This window comes from Alcanivorax sp. P2S70 (assembly GCF_000475295.1).
Classification (GTDB): domain Bacteria; phylum Pseudomonadota; class Gammaproteobacteria; order Pseudomonadales; family Alcanivoracaceae; genus Alcanivorax; species Alcanivorax profundi.
Genome location: NZ_AXBZ01000001.1, coordinates 71453 through 89260 on the forward strand (window position 1 = coordinate 71453; position 17808 = coordinate 89260).

Below are 17808 nucleotides of genomic sequence, written 5' to 3' on the forward strand. Positions count from 1 at the left end.
AGGATCGCGATCCGTGAAACCACTGCTGCTTGGCATTATCTGGGTATACCAGAAGGTGCTGAGTCCCTGGACAGGCAACCAATGCCGCTTCTATCCGAGCTGCTCGCACTATGCGAAGCAGGCGGTTGAGCTGCATGGTGCCGTGCGAGGAGGGACTCTGGCAGTCAAACGGATTTGCAAGTGCCACCCCTGGCATCCCGGAGGCTTCGATTACGTGCCCGGCACCGAGCCGGCAGAATCGGGAGAGGCCCCACCGTGAGCCTGCGTCACCGCACCCTCCCCCTGTTACTGATCCTGTCGCTCGGCTTTGCCCAGTTGCTGCTGGCCTGGCACGCACCGTCGCATATCTTGAGCGACGGTCATGGCCCCCACGAAGAGCTGCTGGCCCCTGCGGACTGCCAGGTATGCACCAACGGCCAAGGGCTGCTGGCACTGCCAACACTCTTTTTCCCGATAACCGCCGGGCACGTGGAGCCCACGCCGTCGGTCACGGGCCCCTCCCGGCTTCAGCGCAGTGAATCGCGCAGCCAATATCCTCCCCGCGGCCCTCCGGCCGCTGTCTGAACCGTCCCTGATTCATCCGACAGTTCCGCAATCACGGGTATCAGCCGAACTGCGGCTAGTACAGCGCCCTTGCCTGCATGGCAATACGGCGCGCTCATGCCCTGCATGAACGGTAAAGACAGAGGTAATCATGAATTTTCGACGCTTGGCCCTGGCCGGGGGCGTCGCTGCGGTGCTGAATGCGCCAGCAGCTGTAATGGCCGAAGACAACAATGCGTCTACCCAGGACGACACCGTCAATGAGCTGAAGCAGGTGAACGTCTCTGCCCTGCCACTGGGTAGCGATAGTGTCAGCACCCCCTACTCGGTGATGGACCAGCAAAGTCTTATCAGCCGAAACGAAGACACACTGGGCGAAACACTGAAGAGCGAACCGGGCGTACACAGCGATACATTCGGCGGTGGCGCCAGTCGTCCGGTCATACGTGGCCAGGGCGGGCCTCGTGTGGGCGTCCTTAATGATGGCTCGCAGGTGCTGGATGCTTCCACCATCTCCCCCGACCACGCTGTTACCGTCGACCCCATGTTGGCGCGACAGATCGAAGTGCTGCGCGGCCCCTCCACCCTTCTGTATGGAAGCGGAGCAAGTGGCGGGGTAGTAAATGTGCTGGATAACCGTATCCCCACCCAGCGCCCCCGTGACGGCGTGGAGGGCTTCGTTGGAGCCCGGGCAAACACCGTCGCCGATGAAAACGCAACTGCTGCTGGCGTGACCTTTTCCGCCACCGATCATCTGGTATTCCGGGTAGAAGGTAGCCGCCGTGATGCTGATGACTATGAGGTCAACGGCTTTGAAAGCCTGACCGTTCCGGGTACCTATGCGGAAAGCGATAACAGCAGCATTGGTGCATCGTGGATCGGGGACCAAGGGTATTTCGGCCTGGCCTATAGCTACCGCCGTGATAACTACGGTCTGCCAGGGCATAGCCATGAGTTTGAGGAATGTGAAGCCAATGGCACATCCCTCGACTGCCCCACCGAGGATCATGACCATGATCATGACCATGGCGAGGTGGTTCCCTACGTGGATCTGGCCAGCCGCCGGGTGGATGCCCGCGGCGAATACCGGAATCCCTTCGCAGGCATTGCCTCTATCCGGTTTCGGGGCAACCACACCGATTATCGCCATCACGAAATTGAAGAGGGCGAGATCGGCAGCACCTTCACCAACAAAGGTGGAGATGCGCGCCTTGAAGTGGAGCATGCGCCCTTGGGAAACTGGCGTGGCGTGGTCGGCCTGCAATACACAAACTTTGATTTCAGTTCGCTGGGGTCAGAGGCTTTTGTTCCCAGAACGGAAACCGAGTCCATTGCCCTCTTTGTGGTAGAGCAATACACCCTCAACGATCAGTGGTCATTTGAGTTTGGTGCCCGCCAGGAACACCTTACGCAAACACCGGATGCCCGTGATGGTGACACCTTGCTGAAAGTCACAGCGGATAATGCATCCTTCTCTGGCGCGGCGAACTGGGGCTTCGCGCCCGGTTACGAGCTGGTACTGTCGGCTACCCATTCCGGTCGCGCGCCTTCAGCGCAGGAACTCTATGCCGATGGTGTCCATCTGGCTACCAATACCTATGAGTGTGGCCTGCTCAGCGACTGCGGTGGTACCCCGCGGGATCTTCTGGATGATGAAATCAGCCTGAGCGCCAACCTGAATCTGCGTAAAACAGAAGGGGACTGGCTGTTCGATCTGGGGGTATTTGAAAACCGCATCAATAACTACATTTATGCCCGTACCCTGGACCAGCAGGAAGACTTCCGTCTGATCAAGTACAGCCAGCGCGACGCCACCTTTACTGGTGCCGAAGGCTCGGTGAGCTACTACGGCATCGACCGGCTTGGCATCACCGTCTTTGGTGACATGGTGCGCGCCACCTTCGATGACGGCGGCTATCTGCCTCGCATTCCTGCCAAGCGTGCCGGCACCCGACTGACGAGTTATGTTGGTCACTTTGACGGTGAGCTGGAACTCTACCGCAGTTTCGCACAGGACCAGATCGCCGGATTCGAAGAAACCACCCCTTCCTATGACATGGTGAACGCCACCCTGAGCTACCGCCTGCGCGGTGACCAGCGCTACACCTTCTTTGTGCGGGGCAACAACCTGCTTGGCGAAGAGGTATTCAATCACGCCTCCTTCCTTGCCAGCACCGTGCCGGAACCGGGTCGCAATCTCACGGTAGGCACCCGCATCGAATTTTGACGCCGCACATCACAACGGCAACTCGCCTGGCGCCTTTATCCGCCAGGCACGACAACACCGAATTGGAGAACACCATGCAACGCATGATGAAAAACCTGAAACACCACGCCGCCCTGCCCCTGTCACTGGTCGTCGCGCTGGCGATGGCTGGCTGTAATGAGACGGGCACCAGTTCATTGGGAAGCGCCGAAGACGAACATGACCACGGCAGCAGCGAACATCCCGGCCGGCTGGTCATCGCCTCCCGGGATGGCGCGGGCGACCAGCTGTACGTCTACGACCTTGAGGAAGGCGCACTTTTGCCCGGTTCCCTGGCTCTGGATAACGCACCCAGCGCACTTTACACCAGCCCTGGCAAGCGCTTTGTGCTGGCCCTCCAGCGTACTGCAAACCAGGTACAAATCGTGGATGGCGGCCTGTATTACCATGACGACCATGTTGACGAAGTCGCTCCCGGCTTCGCCGGAACCCTGACCGGCCCGGCCCCCACCCATTACCGTGTCCACGGTGAACAAGCCGCCATTTTTTATGACGGTGATGCAGGTAGCAGCCTGATGGCAGAGGTTGACGTCGTCACCGACGACACCCTGGAATCCGCCAGCAGCGTAGCCAGCCAGACTCTGGCAAGCGCCCACCATGGTGTCGCTGAACCTCGTGGCGACATCTTGCTGGCCACGTTCCGCACCGCCGCCTCAGGCCTGCCGGAAAAGGTAGACGTATACCATCAGCACGATGATCACTACCACAAGGAAGACACCATCAGCCTGGATTGCCCGGACCTTCACGGAGCCGGTTCCAACGAAGACTACTCTATTTTCGGCTGCAGCGACGGTGTACTGATCGTGCATCAGGACGGTGAGGACTTCACCGCCCAGCATGTCAGCAATGCGACATTGGGCCTCACTGGCAGCGAGCGTGTCGGCAGCTTCGACAGCCACCATGAACTGGCAGAGTTTGTTGGTTACGCCGGTGATCGCGTCCTGATCATTGATCCTGATACCGCCTCGGCAACTGAGCTCGACTGGACAGAAGGGGCCTCGGTCTCCCTGGATAATCACAGCCTTGATCCCCATGCCGAGCATCTGGTCCTGCTGGACGATACCGGCGATCTTCGCATCATCGACACCGCCGACTGGAGCGAGCACGCCCATCTTGAAGATGCCATTGACCCCGATAGCGCCGCACCCGCATCAAGCGGCCACGGCAGCCGCGTCTCCATGACCGTGGCAGGTGAACCCGCCCACGCCTTCCTGTCTGATGCCGGCAACCAGAATATTGTTGTCATCCACCTGGAAGAAGGCAGCATTGAAACTCCGCTCGCCCTCAATTTCCCACCGGCCGCACTGGCCTGGGCCGGGCTGGGGGAAGCGCATGAAGACGGTGACGAACATGACCATGATGGTCATGACCACTAAGCCATACCGGTTGCGACGGCGCCCCGCCCGGGGCGCCATTTCCTATCAGTCGCCGAAGGCGCTGCTTTTCACTACAATCTCTCACATGACATCGTTGTGACTACAGACCCTGCGGGAGAGATCATGAAGAAAGCCCTGATTGCCGCCACCCTGGCACTGCCTCTGTGTGCCAACGCAGGTGGTTTCGCCGGCCTTGATTACATCAGCAGCAAGATCGAACCGGACAACACCACCGCCAGTGCCAAACCCGAGGCCGTGCAATTCAAGTTCGGCAGCTGGATCAACAAGGATGAAACCCTGGGCGGCGAATTGCGTCTGGGGCTGGGCATGGGGGACGACGAACTCAGCAATGGCGTCGATGTGGAAATCGACCGTTACTACGGCGCCTACTTCCGTGGCCAATTCCCCAACACCCTGCCAGTACGCCCCTACGGTCTGATCGGCCTGACCTATATGGAAACCACCGAAGAAAACCGTTTCGGTAGCAGTGACGGGGAAAACTACAAGGACATCTCCCTCGGCCTTGGGGTTGATGTCACCATCACCCACAACATGTTCGTCAGCGTCGAGTACATGCGAGTTGTCGACCGCAGTGGCGATGAAGTCACCAATCTTGGGTTGGGCCTGAACGGCCGCTTCTGATACGGATCGGAATATTGCCCATAAAAAACCGCGCCGCCGCGCGGTTTTTTGTGAGTGGCAGTACAGCGCCAAGGCCCCACGGCGTGAAACCCTAACCTTCGCTAAAAAGAATCCGGTTGGAAAACGGGTCCACGACTTCAAAAACCCGGCTATCCCAAGGGGCAACGGAAATGTCCGGGCGGCAGTATCGATACCCTTTGGCCATGATGTCCCGGTACAACCCTTCCAGATCCGCCGTCTTCACGAACAACTTGGACCCCGGCGTTCCATCACCGGAATGCTCACTCAGGTGAAACACCAAGTCGTCTCTCGACACCTGCATATACACAGGATAATCCGCCTCGAACCGGTGTTCCCACTCTACCTTCATGCCGAGAAAATCCAGATAAAAGGCTTTTGCTTTCTCCACATCAAAGATGCGAAGCACGGGGATCGTCTGAAATGTCATGACCCATTCCTGTTGCAGGTAAACCCGCATGGCACGATCGCCAATCGCGATAACGAACCTTGCTTTCGTTGTTGAATCAGAGCCCCCATAACAGTGAATCCAGGAGCACACTCAATCTCACTATTTGCCCAAAACCCACTCGCTGGCAGGGCCTCTCATGATGCCTTGGCGAAGGCGGCGATCTTGTCCAGCCAGGCCGCTTTCCTGGACCGCGAGGCATCACGCACCGGCCCAAGCACCGTTATGGTTACTGGCTTAAAACCCACAAACTCGAGAATGGTCCTGCGAATCTGGTTGTGGGCCGGGCTGCGATAGACCAGTTTAAAATACCAGGGAGGAGTATCCATGGTAGTGATGACATGAGCAGAGCGCCCTGCCAGCAGCTTGTCCCAAAGCGGCGAATTCTTTCGGTATTGAAACGCATACCCGGGAAGAAACACACGATCCAGAAAACCTTTCAGCAGCGCAGGCATCCCGCCCCACCACACCGGATAGACCAATACCAGATGCTCAGCCCAGCTGATCGCCTCCTTGATCTCCTGCAGACCTGGCTCCAATTCCTGTCGCTGGTTGTAGCCATGACGCAGTACCGGGTCAAACTCGACCTCCCCCAGCCGAAAATAACGCACCTGATGACCGGCCTGCTCAGCCGCCTGGGCATAGCGGTCCGCCAGCGCACGGCAAAAACTGTCCGGATCCGGGCTACCCAGAATCACTGCAATGTTCTTCTCCATGGAGTTCCCTTCTTCACTATCCGTGAATCAACGTACGCCGCCGGCGCATCGAAACGACAAAATAGCGGAAATCGTATTCGGCTGCCGCAGCTCGTTATCCATTATCTTCACCATGCCTGGTTTGCCAAAACGTGATTTGAGATACCTCACAGTCATTTGCACCCTGCGAAATATGAAAGTCGAAAGAAATAATTTCAGATTCACCCATTGAAACTCCAGCCCCCCAATATACGCAGCACATCACATCAGCACTGAATATATACCCCCTCTGAGAAACCCCAAATCGTTTCACACAGCACCGGCACACCTGTGCTTTTATTTTCCTCATCGAACAAAGTTACGGTATATCCAGCAGCGAGCTTTTCTGTAAGCCATCTCTTACAACCACAGACAGCCTGCTGAGCAAAGGAATCACTCCATGCTCGACGTCGCGCGAGCCGAGCCTCCTCACAGAATGGTGACGTGATAGGGATTGGGATCAAGCCCCTTTTCAGCAAATCGGTGACAGAGCATCAAGATGATGTCCTCTGTGCTGAACATCACTTCAATAAAGCGACAGGATGCAACATCGCGGCCTGTTGTCTCATTTATCAGGCTGCATAAAAAAAGCCCGGGCTGCGATGCAGGCCCGGGCTATCAGGGGTACCTTTCTTGTTGTTATTTAGCGGTCTTCATAGCGCTGATGTTTGAAGAAAATACCGGTGTCGCCGAACTGGGACAGGGTAAATTCGGAATCAGTCACCAATTCACCTATCTTGACGGCACTGTTACGGCGCTCGCGGGCATAGCGCGCGGTGACCCAGGGCCAAATCGAGGTTTTGATGCTCTTGGTGGTGCCATAGACATCATAGACCCTGGTGCCCGCCGGAATCGCAGTCAAGTCATCACGGAAATCGTGCGGGGCGGCGCTGGTGCTGTTTTTCAGGCTGCTGTTGGGTACGAAATAGATCTGCGATGGCGTTTTCGCACTGCCAACCGTTGAGCCATCCTGATTCACTTTGGCCATGTCACTCATCACCAGCAAGGTCGGCTTGCTGGATACCAGAGAGAACAAGGTCGTGGTTCCCAGGGTTTCGTTCACTTCTGCCTGAACATAGTTGGACAATTCGTTGGCGAAGATATTGTGATTGTCTCCCTGACCACTGAGGGTATACAGCGCAGAGACGTTTTCAGAGCGCTTACCGTCCACGAACAGTTTCAGTGCCAACCCTGGGGCAAATCCTCGATCAGACGGATCACCGGTGACAGACAGGCGCAACAGACCATGATCCGCCCCCTGGAACAGCCCGGTAAAATCATGCCCGGAACTGGGGACAAACTTCACCTTGGCCAGGGCACCACGGGGGTGGATCGGCTTGCTGTAACCCGGAGGCGCCACATCGGTCACGTCCTGCACTTTCTTCCACAGGATGGAATTGATCAGACCGCCAATATCGATAGGCTCGATAGCCGGGACCTCACCCTCTTCGTAACTGGTACGCAGTGCGCCATTGACCCACAGGTGGTTCTGCTTGGTTTCGGCATCCCAATCCTGATAGTCAGAAGGAATCTTCAGACCCCAGGGTTTGAACGCGTTGTCCATGCCCACCAGGCTCGACGCCAGGGCCGGGAAGTGACGACGAATCACATCCACCATGGTGTTGTTTTCTACCCAGTCGATACCCTCGGCGGTGTACACCTCGTCGGTGTAATCGGTGGTGAAGAAACGGTCGGTCATCAAACGACGAGACGCATTCAGGATAAAGATCTGGAACGATGTCTCGCCAAAGCCGAACCCTTCCGGACGGGTTTCTTCAGCCAGCTGCCCGACCAGGGTATCGATCAATTCGATGTCATTGTTGTAAAGCGACTTCAGGTCCGCCAGCAGCTGCGGGTCGTTGGTCAGTTGCTCGAAGCTGGTCAACGGCTTGAGGCCGATCTGGCGTCGGAATTCGTTGTAACGCGGCACACCACGCTCACGGTCACGCAGGATATCGATAGCGGCCATATCGATGTCGCCAATCAGCGGCATGGACAGGTTACGCAGGAAGTCCGGGTAGTTGTTCAGCGTCAGCGCACCCGGATGGGTAATACCGAAGGAGTACCACAGGCGGTCCTGGCCAATATCATCCATCAGGTCTTCGGCATCACCGTTTCGGGTGTCCTGCAGGGCGATTTCCTGATCCACCACGTTGGAGCCGATGTCGTATACCTTGATCTCGTCACGCAGCAACGGATGCATCCGATACACCGACACGAATTCCTCGGTCAGGGTATAGGGCACATCGTAGTTGTTGGGGGTGCGGGAACCCACCAGGCCAGCGAGGGCATGCTCGATGGAACCGGTGTCTTGCTGCCCCAGATCATTGTCGATGCCGACAGCATTGAACAGGGCGCCCAACTGGCCGATGTTGTTGTTCAGGTTGTCGAGATCGTCCTGGAATTTGTCGCGGGTATCGCGATCCCCACCCAGGCCCCACCAGTTGGCGTACATGGCACGCTCAAGTACCGGGTTGGCGAGAATCGCCGGTGTCCATTCCACCGTGTGGATCTTGGCCATCAGCGCAGAGTTGATCAGTCGCGCCTTGTCGAAGTACCACTGGTCTGATTGCCCCGGATGGTTGGCCTTGAGCATGTCGGCGATGGCGTTGTGTTCCTGGGTGAAAATATGGTGGAGCATGCTCAACCCGACCCACCAGTTTTCATTGAAACCGGTGATGGGCTTGCCGCTCAGGAACTCGGTAGGCAGGCGACCATTGCCATCCACCTTGAGTTTACCGTCCACGAAGGAACGTACTTCATCGTTGGTTTCCTTGCTGCTGCCATACAGCTGTGAACCATCCCACCAGTGGGTGTTCACGTTTTCGTAGGTGATGATCCCTTCATCACCACTGACAGAGGGATCCGGACGGGTACGCTGCACCGACATGGTGCCGCCACCCAGTACATCCCCAGCAGGAATCGGAAACTCGATGGGATCGGCATCGGTACGCGGGCCGTGATCGAACCAGTCATGGACCATGAACTGGATCCAGCTGGTGGCGATGAAGTTAAGGCTGGTGGCAGGTTTGAAATCGCCGCCCCGGGACATGATCAGGTTACTGACTTCACGGGGGTTGGGGTTCAGCAGGTTGCCGCTGTTGGACTCGGCATACACAGACGCCGGATCCACATTACGGCCGAAGTTCACGTGCACGGACCCTTCTGCCGGGTTTTCCAGGATGTTACAGGTTCCGTCTTCGGTACGGGCGGTCAGACTACGTTCGTCACAGGTGATACCGGCATTTTTTTCATCCCAGTTTTCCGTGTCGAACATGTTGTTTTCAAGCAGTTCGCTGCGCTCGCCGGCCAACACCAGCAGCGCGGCCATTACGCCCAGCGAGCCGAATTTGGTCAGGGCCGGCCAGGTGACCCAGGGGGACATAGCCATGATAAGCCTCCGTCGTTGTTATTCTCGGGGTAATTACAGACAACGACGGCACTCTAGCAATGGTCCCCCCCCTCCACCCCCTCCCCTGGGAGGGGGTAATCAAAAGGGAGTAAAAATCGCGAACCGGTTCAAGGTTTGGGGAGCTGTTGAACGTTCAAGGTTAAAAGGCGAATCAAGACCCGGCCAAGGCACTCCAGCTCCGGGATCACGCGACAATCAGGCCCTTGAGCGCGGGCACCTCACGGCAAATTCCCACCGACCTCACCCGCGCTTTTCAACTTTCAACTCACCGTGTCGACGCGCGGAGCACGGCTTCCGTCCGATTGGAAACCCCAAGCTTGCTGTAGATGTTCTTCAGGTGCCATTTGGTGGTGGTGACCGAAGTTCCAGTCTGTTCACTGATCTGGGCATTACTCAAGCCACTTTGCAACAACTCGAAGATCTCGTGTTCACGAGGGGTCAACACAGAAGCCGGATCCACCTCAAGGGGAGCATGACCGGTTGTCACCGACGTAAATACAGCGCCAAACAACTGCGTATAAAACTCCGGTAAAACCAGCCGCCCTTTTTGCCAAAGCGCCTGCATCAGGGCAGCCAGACCGGGCGCTTCGTCGAACACTGGCTGATTCACATTGAGCAGCCCATAGCGGCTGATCAAGGTATCGATCTGACGAATTTGTTCTGTCTCGCTCTTCCTTCGCGCATGCAAGACCAGCAAGTTTGCCTCCATGATCAAACCGCGGGTACGGATTCCCGCACCGTTTACCACCTTGCGCAAGAGCAACAGCGCCGTCTCCGCGTCATCGTGACGACCAACCGCCATTAGCCAATAAGCGGCGGCCAACCCTCGGCGCTCCCAGCTTTGGCTGTAGGGAACATCTTGCAGATCCAGATTTTTCTGCACCCATTCCGCCAGTGCAAAACGCTCTGCAATGACATCCAGCTGGCTCCAGTCTGCATTGACATAGGCCTGTCGCACTCTTTCCAGCAGGGCCATGCTGACGAATCGCTCGTAGTTTCCCAATTGCAGGATACCCAACAATTTTTCCAGCATGCGTTCAGAATGCTTACGGTTGCCTTGCAGGTGATGAAGCCGCGACAGCGTCAGGTAAACAGTAGAAATTACTTCTGTAGCGGAAGCAGTAGACACCATTGGCAACAGGTCTTCACACAATTGCCGGGCCTCGTCCAATCGGTTCTGGTCATACAACACCACCACCATCCCGGTAGCCCACAAAGACCAGGTGGGACAATCCCGAGGCGTCTTGCTGAAATGCTCGGTAATGAAGCTTACCGCCTCGGCAATATGCCCCAATTGCTGATTGGCAAGCGCTGTGATGAGGCCGGCATACCCTGCCGTAAAACGGTGCCCCAACTGCATCAGCACGTCACGAGCTTGACTGGAAAAAGCCAATGCCGACTGCAAACGGCCATGCTGCAAGTGATAGTACGCCACCATGGCAAGAGAAAACGCACGCACATCATGGTGACTGCTAGTCTCCATCAGCAGCGACAGGTTCGCTCCTTCCATGAAGTCTGTGTCGTGCTGGAACAACTGCAAATGGAGCTCGAGAAACTCCAGAGTATGCTCATCGCCGTACCGGCCCCGGTAATCCAGAGGTGGTTCCGCTTTTAGCGCGTCGAGAAAATACCGTGCACGAAAAAAACGGCGCGACAAGGTCAAGGTGCTAATCAGAGGTGCCGCCAGGTCCATACGTGACAACAACGCCTCGTCCGAGACGTCTTCCGCCCATTCGAGAATCTGACTGGCATAACCTTCACGTAACCAGTAATCAAACGCCCTGGCCAGTGCACCCAGAAACGCTTCGTGGTCCTCCCCCCGCCTGGCGTGCCATAGCGCCTGCTCGTAATCTTCCTTGGCGATAAAATAGCGCGCAGCCCGACGGTGAATCGGGACAACACAATCGGGCATATCAATGGCCACTCTTGCCTGCAAGAAATCACGCAGAAGGGCATGGTAGCGAAACCAGCCCGGCCGCCCCGGAACGGCCAGAATAAACAACTCGCGACGGGATAACTCCTCCATCAAACGCGCCGAGTACGTGGTGTCGAGAACAGCGTCACACAGTGGGGCATCAAAGCTGTCCAGCAGACTGCTTTGCATAAACAGGGTTCGGGCAAATTCAGGCAAGCCCTTGAGGACGGCATGGCCAAAGTACTCCATGATCTCCGGCTGGCTCGCATTAAAATTATTCAGCGCCCCGACACCCGCCCCCATGGCGCCCATCAGGGCAATCTTCACTCCCGCCACCCAACCTTCAGTAATGGCCATCAGGTGATCCAGTTCGCCTCCCTCCAGGGGCTCGCCTCCCAGGCGCGAATTTAACTCCACCACCTCGGCACGACTGACCCGCAAGGCCGAAGCATCCAGCTCGAGCAGCTCGCCATTCAGGCGCAGCCGCCCCACATCCAGTGGTGGCCGGCTTCGGCTGGCAATAATGAGACGGACATCCGTTGGCGGGTGGGCAATCAGCGCATTAATGACGCTGAGGGCCTCGTCATTGGTGATGTACTGAAAGTCATCAAACACGATGTAGACCGGTTCGGGGATCTGTTCCAGTGCATCGTAGAGCGCCTCAGCCACCGAAGACGCTGGCAGCTCGGACACATCAAAAGGCATGAACCAGGAGGTATCGAAGGCAGGGATGGCGGCACGGGTCTGCTCGGCAAAGCGACGCAAACAACGCACGGGCTCATCGTCCATGGGCTGCACAGCAAAGCTCACCACATGCGCTTCCGGCCGTGTCGCGGACAGATGCTGCTGCCACTGATGCAACAGCGTTGACTTGCCGGAACCTGCCGGCGCCAGCAACAACGTAAGTGGAACACATTCACAACCATCGAGTCGCGCGACCAGTTCGCTGCGCTCGAAACTCCCGGATACCGGGGGCGACGCCTCAGTGGAGCCCATTCCTGTGCCTGCCTAGCGCATTTATTATTGTTGATATGCTCGGACTATACGCAAAACGAGGGTAGCAAGCCCGGCTAAAGGTCACAATATCGCCAACTCTGTTCCCCCGGTCAGCCAATCCAGAAACGAGAAAGGGCGGCCACAGGCCGCCCTTTCAGGTTTCACGCGATATCGAATAATCAGGGTATCGGCAAATAACCGCCGTCCACTTCCTTGGTGACAATGGCCACTGCGTTGTGGGCGTGCAGGCTTTCCAGGTGATTCACCCGCAGCCAGAAGTCCTTGTAGCAGGATTGCGGATCGATGGCCTGCTTCAGGCGGCGGGCCGCATCTTCACAGAACATCAGATTCTGGCCATTGAGTAGCGCAAACTCTTGCTCGTCCACACGCTTAACCGCGGTCTGCACCGGCGTCTTCAAAGCGCCTTCGATGGAGTCAATCAGGGCTGTGATCGGGAAGGCATCACCCTCGTTGTGATCCAGCAACACACGCACCTGCGCCACAGAGCGCTGGCTATGCGGAGTAGCAACGATCCCTTCCTCTGTACCCAGCCACTCCAGAACCGCTTCCGCATCCACCTTGCCATCCTGGAAGTCCTTGCGGAACTGCTCCTGGATCAGCTGGCGAGACAAGGCAGCAGAACACGGGCAGGTTGAGGAATACGGCACCTCCACATACATTTCGATGCGCATGCCTTCTTCGCACAGAGTGCCCTTGATACTTACCGGGTAGCTTTTCCAGCCGGAATAGCTGCTCTTTAGCGCCGGGCGGCGCATGGAGTATTCAAAATCCAGCTGCACGAAGCCACGGGTACTAAGCCCTTCGTGGGTTTCCAGAAAATTGCGCAGCAACTGCTCGATGGAGGCAGAGCTGACGGAATGGTCGCCAAAGGTCTCTTCCAGCATCAGGAACAGACGGGACATGTGAATGCCTTTGGCATCCGGATTTGCCAGATTCACATAGGCCTGGATAGAGGTGCTCACCGGTCTTTCACCGGCCAGGGTATCACTGACCCGCGCAGGCAAGTGAATTTCACTCATGCCCACCCAGTCCAGGGTGCTATGGATATGATCCACCATGGAGTTGGATGCCACATCCGGCATCTGCTTGGTGCTGTCGGCACCGTTTTCACGTGTCATGGGTTTCTCCACAGGGGGTGATGATATCGGCCAATCGCAGTGAAATCCCTCGATCAAGCCATGTAACGGTCATATGGGGGTCATCACCCTTTCCTACAAGGGGGGCAAGTCTAGCAGAAAGTGACCCGCAAAGGGGCAATTTACGGGCCCCTACAACCTATCAGTCTGACAGAAAAGTACTATGGCGCCCGTGAAGAAGCCGTCAGCCAGAGACTGTCGGGTCACTGTCGTTTCCGACCAACACATCAAAGCGCTCCAGTCCTTGCAGTGGTCGGAACATTTCCTCTACCCGAGCGTGACGGACGAGGGTTTCCGAGGTATTTATCGCCGCCTCCAGATCGCTGAGGGCGTTGTCGATTTCGCCAAGTCCGGACCAGGCACATGCGCGCTGATAGAGGGCATGCGCGTTTTCTTCATCCACTTCCAGCACCCGGTCACAGAGGCTCAGCGCCCAGCGTTGCTCTCCCAGTTCCAGAGCGGCATCGGCCTTCCAGGCCAGCGCCTCCGGATCATCAGGGCGAAGCTCCAGAATGCGGTCGTAGATCTCGATCTTGGCCTGGGCACTGGGTTCCTTGGTGGACTTTAGCCACAGGCTGTGGATTTCGTTGGTTCGCTCAATCTCTTCCTGGTTTTCCGCGATGGTACGCGACTTCTTGCGCAGCTCGCGCTCAAGGTCCGCCAGCCGAGCTTCGTATTCACTGGTGAGCCGCGCCATCTCCTTCTCAGCATAGACCCGCACATTATCCTTGAGATCACGAATCGTCGACCAGCCCACCAGCGCCAGAATGGAAGCGGCACCGGCGATCAAGTAGAAAAAGTAAGTCACCGTATTGGTGGCATAGCCCATGGCCTTGTCGGCCACTTCCAGCTCCCGATCGGTCACCAGAAGGTTCATCTGGTTGCGATATTCCATCATGTCCTGACGCAGGGTTCGCAACTCACCAAGAATCCAGTTCTCCCGGAACTGGGATATCACCGGTCCCTTCTCGATTTCGCTCTGGGCTTCGGGGCGAGGGGCCTGTGCCGCATCAGCGCCAGGTTCAGCGGTGGCCGTCATGGCGAACAGCACCAACAGCACTGCGCAACCTTGCTGCAGAAACGTTTTCATCAATGTTTTGTCCTCATCGCTTGCGCTACCCAGTGCGGTAATGGTCGCATTCTGGACACGTCGGTTCCAGTCACGGATGTGGGCCGACCGGTTGACAGTGATGTTGTGATGCCATGTAGTGGTTTCCACATTTGGCAACCAAAAGGGATAAGCATGCACTTGCGACGACTGATTGGCGCCGCCACGCTGGGCGTTTTCACTCTCTCTACCACCGCCATGGCCGAAACCTGGCGCTTTGGCCTGGAAGAAATAGAAGGCAGCGTCCAGCATCGTTACGCCGAGCAATTTGAAAAACGCATCGAAGAACGCAGCAATGGCGACATTGATGTGCAACTCCTACCCTACGGCAAATGGGGCTCCAGCTACTCGGCGCTTTATGACGCGATTCAGGGCGGCGCGATCCAGATCGGCTTCGCCTCAGGGGCATTGGGCGGCACCGTGCCGGAAAGCCAGCTACTCAACCTGAACTACATCATGCCCGCCGACCAGTGGCGTACCGCCCAGGCCCTGAACTCAGACACCTTCCTGAAAAGCGACGCCTGGCAGAACGCCTTCCGTCAACGGGGACTGGTACCGCTGGCCGAGCTGGCCGAAGGCTATCAGGTATGGACTGCGAACAAGGCCATCCGCACCCCTGCCGACATGGAGAACCTGGGCATTCGCGTCATGGATAACACCTTGCTGCGTTCCACCTATCGGGCGTACGGGGCTTCCCCTACCTCCATTGCCTATGGCGAACTGTACAGCGCCCTCCAGCAAGGTCAGGCCGAAGGCAACATTCAACCCGTTTTCGCCCATCAAGAAATGGCGTTCTACGAGGTACAGGACTACATGATCTTTGCCGACCAGTCCCAGTTTGTTGCCACAGTGATCGGCAACTCGGACTGGTATGACAGCCTCAGCGATGAGCAGCGCACCATGGTAGACGAGGTTACCAAGTCGCTGGTAAAGGAAGGTCACGACATTCAGACCCGGTTCAACAAGGAACGACTGGATATCATTCGTGACAAGAGCGATATCGAGATCATCGAGCTGACCCAAAAAGAGCGACAGGCCTTCGAAAAAATGGCCAAACCCGTTCGCAAAACCTTTGTAAAAGAGGTTGGCGCCGGAGGCGAGGCCTCAATGAAAGCGCTATTGAAGGCGATCAAGGAAACCAAATAATTGCGGCTTCCCTGAACAGAAAAACCCGGCAGGGATGCCGGGTTTTTTTGTACCTGTTGCGGGTGCAATAAAACCCCGCATGTCACAACCTACTCTCCGCCCAGCGACGGCAGCCACAGGGAAATCTCCGGGAACAGGATCAGGATGACCGTGGCCAACAACAACATGGCAATAAACGGGGGCGTGCCGCGGATCACTTCCAGATAGGGACGACGGAACACCGCGATGGCGGTAAAAATGTCACAGCCAAAGGGCGGTGTCGCTGACCCGATAGCCGCCTGCAGGGTGACGATCACCCCCACATGGACCGGATCCAACCCGGCCGCCTGGATTAGCGGTTTGAAAATCGGCACCAGAATCAGGATCACCACGATGGGATCCACAAACATGCAGCCGATGAAAAACGACACGGCAATCAACGCCAACGCCGCCACCTGATTGTCACCAATGGAATCGATCACCGGCCCCAGCAACTGCTCGGGAATGCCGGCGGTGCCCAGGGTGTGGGAGAACGCCGCCCCAATCGCCACCAGAATAAAAACCACGGCGGTAATCATGCCGCTGGAAAGCGCCAACGGCCCGAGATCACGGATTTTGACTTTGCGGTAAATCACCACTTCCAGCAGCAAGGCATAGGCCACGGCAATGGCGGATGCCTCCACCGCACTGAACCAGCCACCGTAAATGCCGCCGACCACCAACACCGGAAACCCCAGCGGCAGAGCAGCCCCCCGAAGCGCTCGCAACCGCTCGGACCAGGAGGCGCGAGGTTCAGGCTCAATGCCCTTGAGATATGCCCCGGCCCAGCAGTAGGCCGAAAACATTAACAACACCAGAAGGCCGGGCAGAATCCCGGCCAGAAACAGATCACCGATGGAGGTCTTCATCACCACGCCATAGACGATAAATCCGATACTGGGTGGAATCAGCAAGGCAATATCACTGGCATTGATAATCAGGGCCAGCGCGAATTTGTCGGAGTAGCCCCTGGCTAGCAAACGCGGCCGCATAGGCCCGCCCATAGCAACGACCGTGGCCTGGGTAGATCCTGAGACAGCACCGAACACGGCGCAGGATGCCGCCGTAGTAATCGGCAACCCACCACGCAGATGACGGACAAAGGTGTCCACCAGATCCAGCAACCGGTTGGCCGTATGCCCCTTGGTGAGAATGTCCGCGGCAAAGATAAACATGGGCACTGCCGCCAGCACCCAGCTGCTGACCCCGGTGATCATCCAGGTCACGGCCTGGTCCGGGCCGAAAAATGTCATGTCCGTGAACATCATGAACAAGGTGCCGACCGCCAGTGGCACCATCATGGGGTAGCCCATGAGCAACAACAGCAACATGATCAGGGCAAGAATAATCAGCATGACGCGTCTCCTTGCCCCTTATCATGACCGCCCTGCTCCGGCACGCTGGCATAGACATCCTTCTCAGTGAAACTGCGCCATACCCCTTCCGTCGTCAGGTTGCGGACGATGGTTAGCAGGTACTGGATGCCGGCCAGCACAAACCCGGCTGGCAAAGTGGTATAGACCGTCCACATGGGAATCTGCAGTGACGCGCTGACCCGCCCCCGCTCATAAATATCCATCACGTACTGACCAGATTTCCAGGCGAAAAAGAACATCAGCGCGGCGGTACCGGCGGCAATCAGAATCTGCAGCCCTTTGCGGGAAGGGTCGTTGAGCTGCTCATAAATGGCAGACATCCGGATGTGGCGGGCCTGGCGTGCTGCGTAACCCAAGCCCACAAAGGTAATGCCGAGAATCAGCATCTTGGTGATTTCATAGGTACCGGGAATCCCCTCCCCAACTACCGCCTGCCCCACCACATGGGCACTCATCAGCAGGGCCATGGCCAGAATACAGCCCCCCACCACACATTGCTCAAGAAGGCGCAGACCGCGGTCCACCCCTTCCAGCAGTCGCAATAACGTCTGTTGCATTCAGGTATCCCCTCGCGCCGGACTGACCCGACCAAACGGCGCTGTCCCCCGCACTGTCAGGGCTTCAGCGTGGTTCGGGCCTGATCTCCAAGCATT

The 17808-nt window shown here is 57.2% G+C and carries 14 protein-coding genes; 6 read left to right on the top strand and 8 right to left on the bottom strand.

All coding sequences use genetic code 11. From position 1 onward, the window contains the following. Positions 1 to 13 precede the first annotated feature (13 nt). The 5 genes from yidD (at position 14) to Q672_RS17740 (ending at position 4827) form a co-directional block, all read left to right on the top strand. Positions 14 to 259 carry a membrane protein insertion efficiency factor YidD gene (gene yidD, locus Q672_RS17720; RefSeq protein WP_022983732.1) on the top strand — a complete coding sequence of 82 codons (246 nt, stop codon included), beginning with the start codon at positions 14 to 16 and terminating at the stop codon, positions 257 to 259. After that, positions 256 to 564 (top strand): hypothetical protein, encoded by a 309-nt coding sequence (locus Q672_RS17725; RefSeq protein ID WP_022983733.1) that lies wholly within the window; start codon positions 256 to 258, stop codon positions 562 to 564. The genes yidD and Q672_RS17725 overlap by 4 nt, the downstream gene beginning before the upstream one ends. Positions 565 to 694: 130 nt before the next feature. Next, positions 695 to 2770 carry a TonB-dependent receptor domain-containing protein gene (locus Q672_RS17730; protein ID WP_022983734.1) on the top strand — a complete coding sequence of 692 codons (2076 nt, stop codon included), beginning with the start codon at positions 695 to 697 and terminating at the stop codon, positions 2768 to 2770. A gap of 74 nt (positions 2771 to 2844) precedes the next feature. Further along, positions 2845 to 4185, top strand: a complete 1341-nt coding sequence (locus tag Q672_RS17735; RefSeq protein WP_022983735.1) for a hypothetical protein — start codon at positions 2845 to 2847, stop codon at positions 4183 to 4185. A 123-nt stretch (positions 4186 to 4308) separates the two neighbouring features. Continuing rightward, complete coding sequence (locus Q672_RS17740; RefSeq protein ID WP_022983736.1) at positions 4309 to 4827, top strand: outer membrane beta-barrel protein; 519 nt, start codon at positions 4309 to 4311, stop codon at positions 4825 to 4827. Between the two features lie 91 nt (positions 4828 to 4918). On the opposite strand, the gene Q672_RS17745 is transcribed toward Q672_RS17740, so the two are convergent. The 6 genes from Q672_RS17745 to Q672_RS0116955 form a co-directional block, all read right to left on the bottom strand. Next, positions 4919 to 5275, bottom strand: coding sequence for a glyoxalase superfamily protein (locus Q672_RS17745; RefSeq protein ID WP_022983737.1), 357 nt, complete (start codon positions 5273 to 5275; stop codon positions 4919 to 4921). Positions 5276 to 5430: 155 nt separating this feature from the next. After that, positions 5431 to 6009, bottom strand: coding sequence for an NAD(P)H-dependent oxidoreductase (locus Q672_RS17750; protein WP_022983738.1), 579 nt, complete (start codon positions 6007 to 6009; stop codon positions 5431 to 5433). 661 nt (positions 6010 to 6670) lie between these two features. Then, positions 6671 to 9418: a peroxidase family protein gene (locus Q672_RS17755; protein WP_022983740.1), complete on the bottom strand. Its 2748-nt coding sequence runs from the start codon at positions 9416 to 9418 to the stop codon at positions 6671 to 6673. Between the two features lie 286 nt (positions 9419 to 9704). Then, a complete protein-coding gene (locus tag Q672_RS17760) occupies positions 9705 to 12350 on the bottom strand; it encodes a LuxR C-terminal-related transcriptional regulator (RefSeq protein ID WP_022983741.1) in 2646 nt (881 codons plus the stop codon). Positions 12351 to 12529: 179 nt separating this feature from the next. Next, positions 12530 to 13489 carry a GTP cyclohydrolase FolE2 gene (folE2, locus tag Q672_RS17765; protein ID WP_022983742.1) on the bottom strand — a complete coding sequence of 320 codons (960 nt, stop codon included), beginning with the start codon at positions 13487 to 13489 and terminating at the stop codon, positions 12530 to 12532. 202 nt (positions 13490 to 13691) lie between these two features. Further along, positions 13692 to 14597, bottom strand: a complete 906-nt coding sequence (locus Q672_RS0116955) for a tetratricopeptide repeat protein (RefSeq protein ID WP_035481501.1) — start codon at positions 14595 to 14597, stop codon at positions 13692 to 13694. A 153-nt stretch (positions 14598 to 14750) separates the two neighbouring features. On the opposite strand from Q672_RS0116955, the gene dctP reads away from it, so the two are divergent. After that, the gene (gene dctP / locus Q672_RS17770; protein WP_022983744.1) at positions 14751 to 15761 is read left to right on the top strand and encodes a TRAP transporter substrate-binding protein DctP; all 1011 of its coding nucleotides are present in this window, start codon (positions 14751 to 14753) and stop codon (positions 15759 to 15761) included. A gap of 89 nt (positions 15762 to 15850) precedes the next feature. Here dctP and Q672_RS17775 read toward each other — a convergent pair whose 3' ends face one another. Together Q672_RS17775 and Q672_RS17780 are read right to left on the bottom strand one after the other, a co-directional pair. After that, positions 15851 to 17134, bottom strand: a complete 1284-nt coding sequence (locus Q672_RS17775) for a TRAP transporter large permease (RefSeq protein WP_022983745.1) — start codon at positions 17132 to 17134, stop codon at positions 15851 to 15853. Next, complete coding sequence (locus Q672_RS17780) at positions 17128 to 17712, bottom strand: TRAP transporter small permease (RefSeq protein ID WP_022983746.1); 585 nt, start codon at positions 17710 to 17712, stop codon at positions 17128 to 17130. Before Q672_RS17780 ends, Q672_RS17775 begins: the two co-directional genes overlap by 7 nt. Positions 17713 to 17808 lie beyond the last annotated feature (96 nt).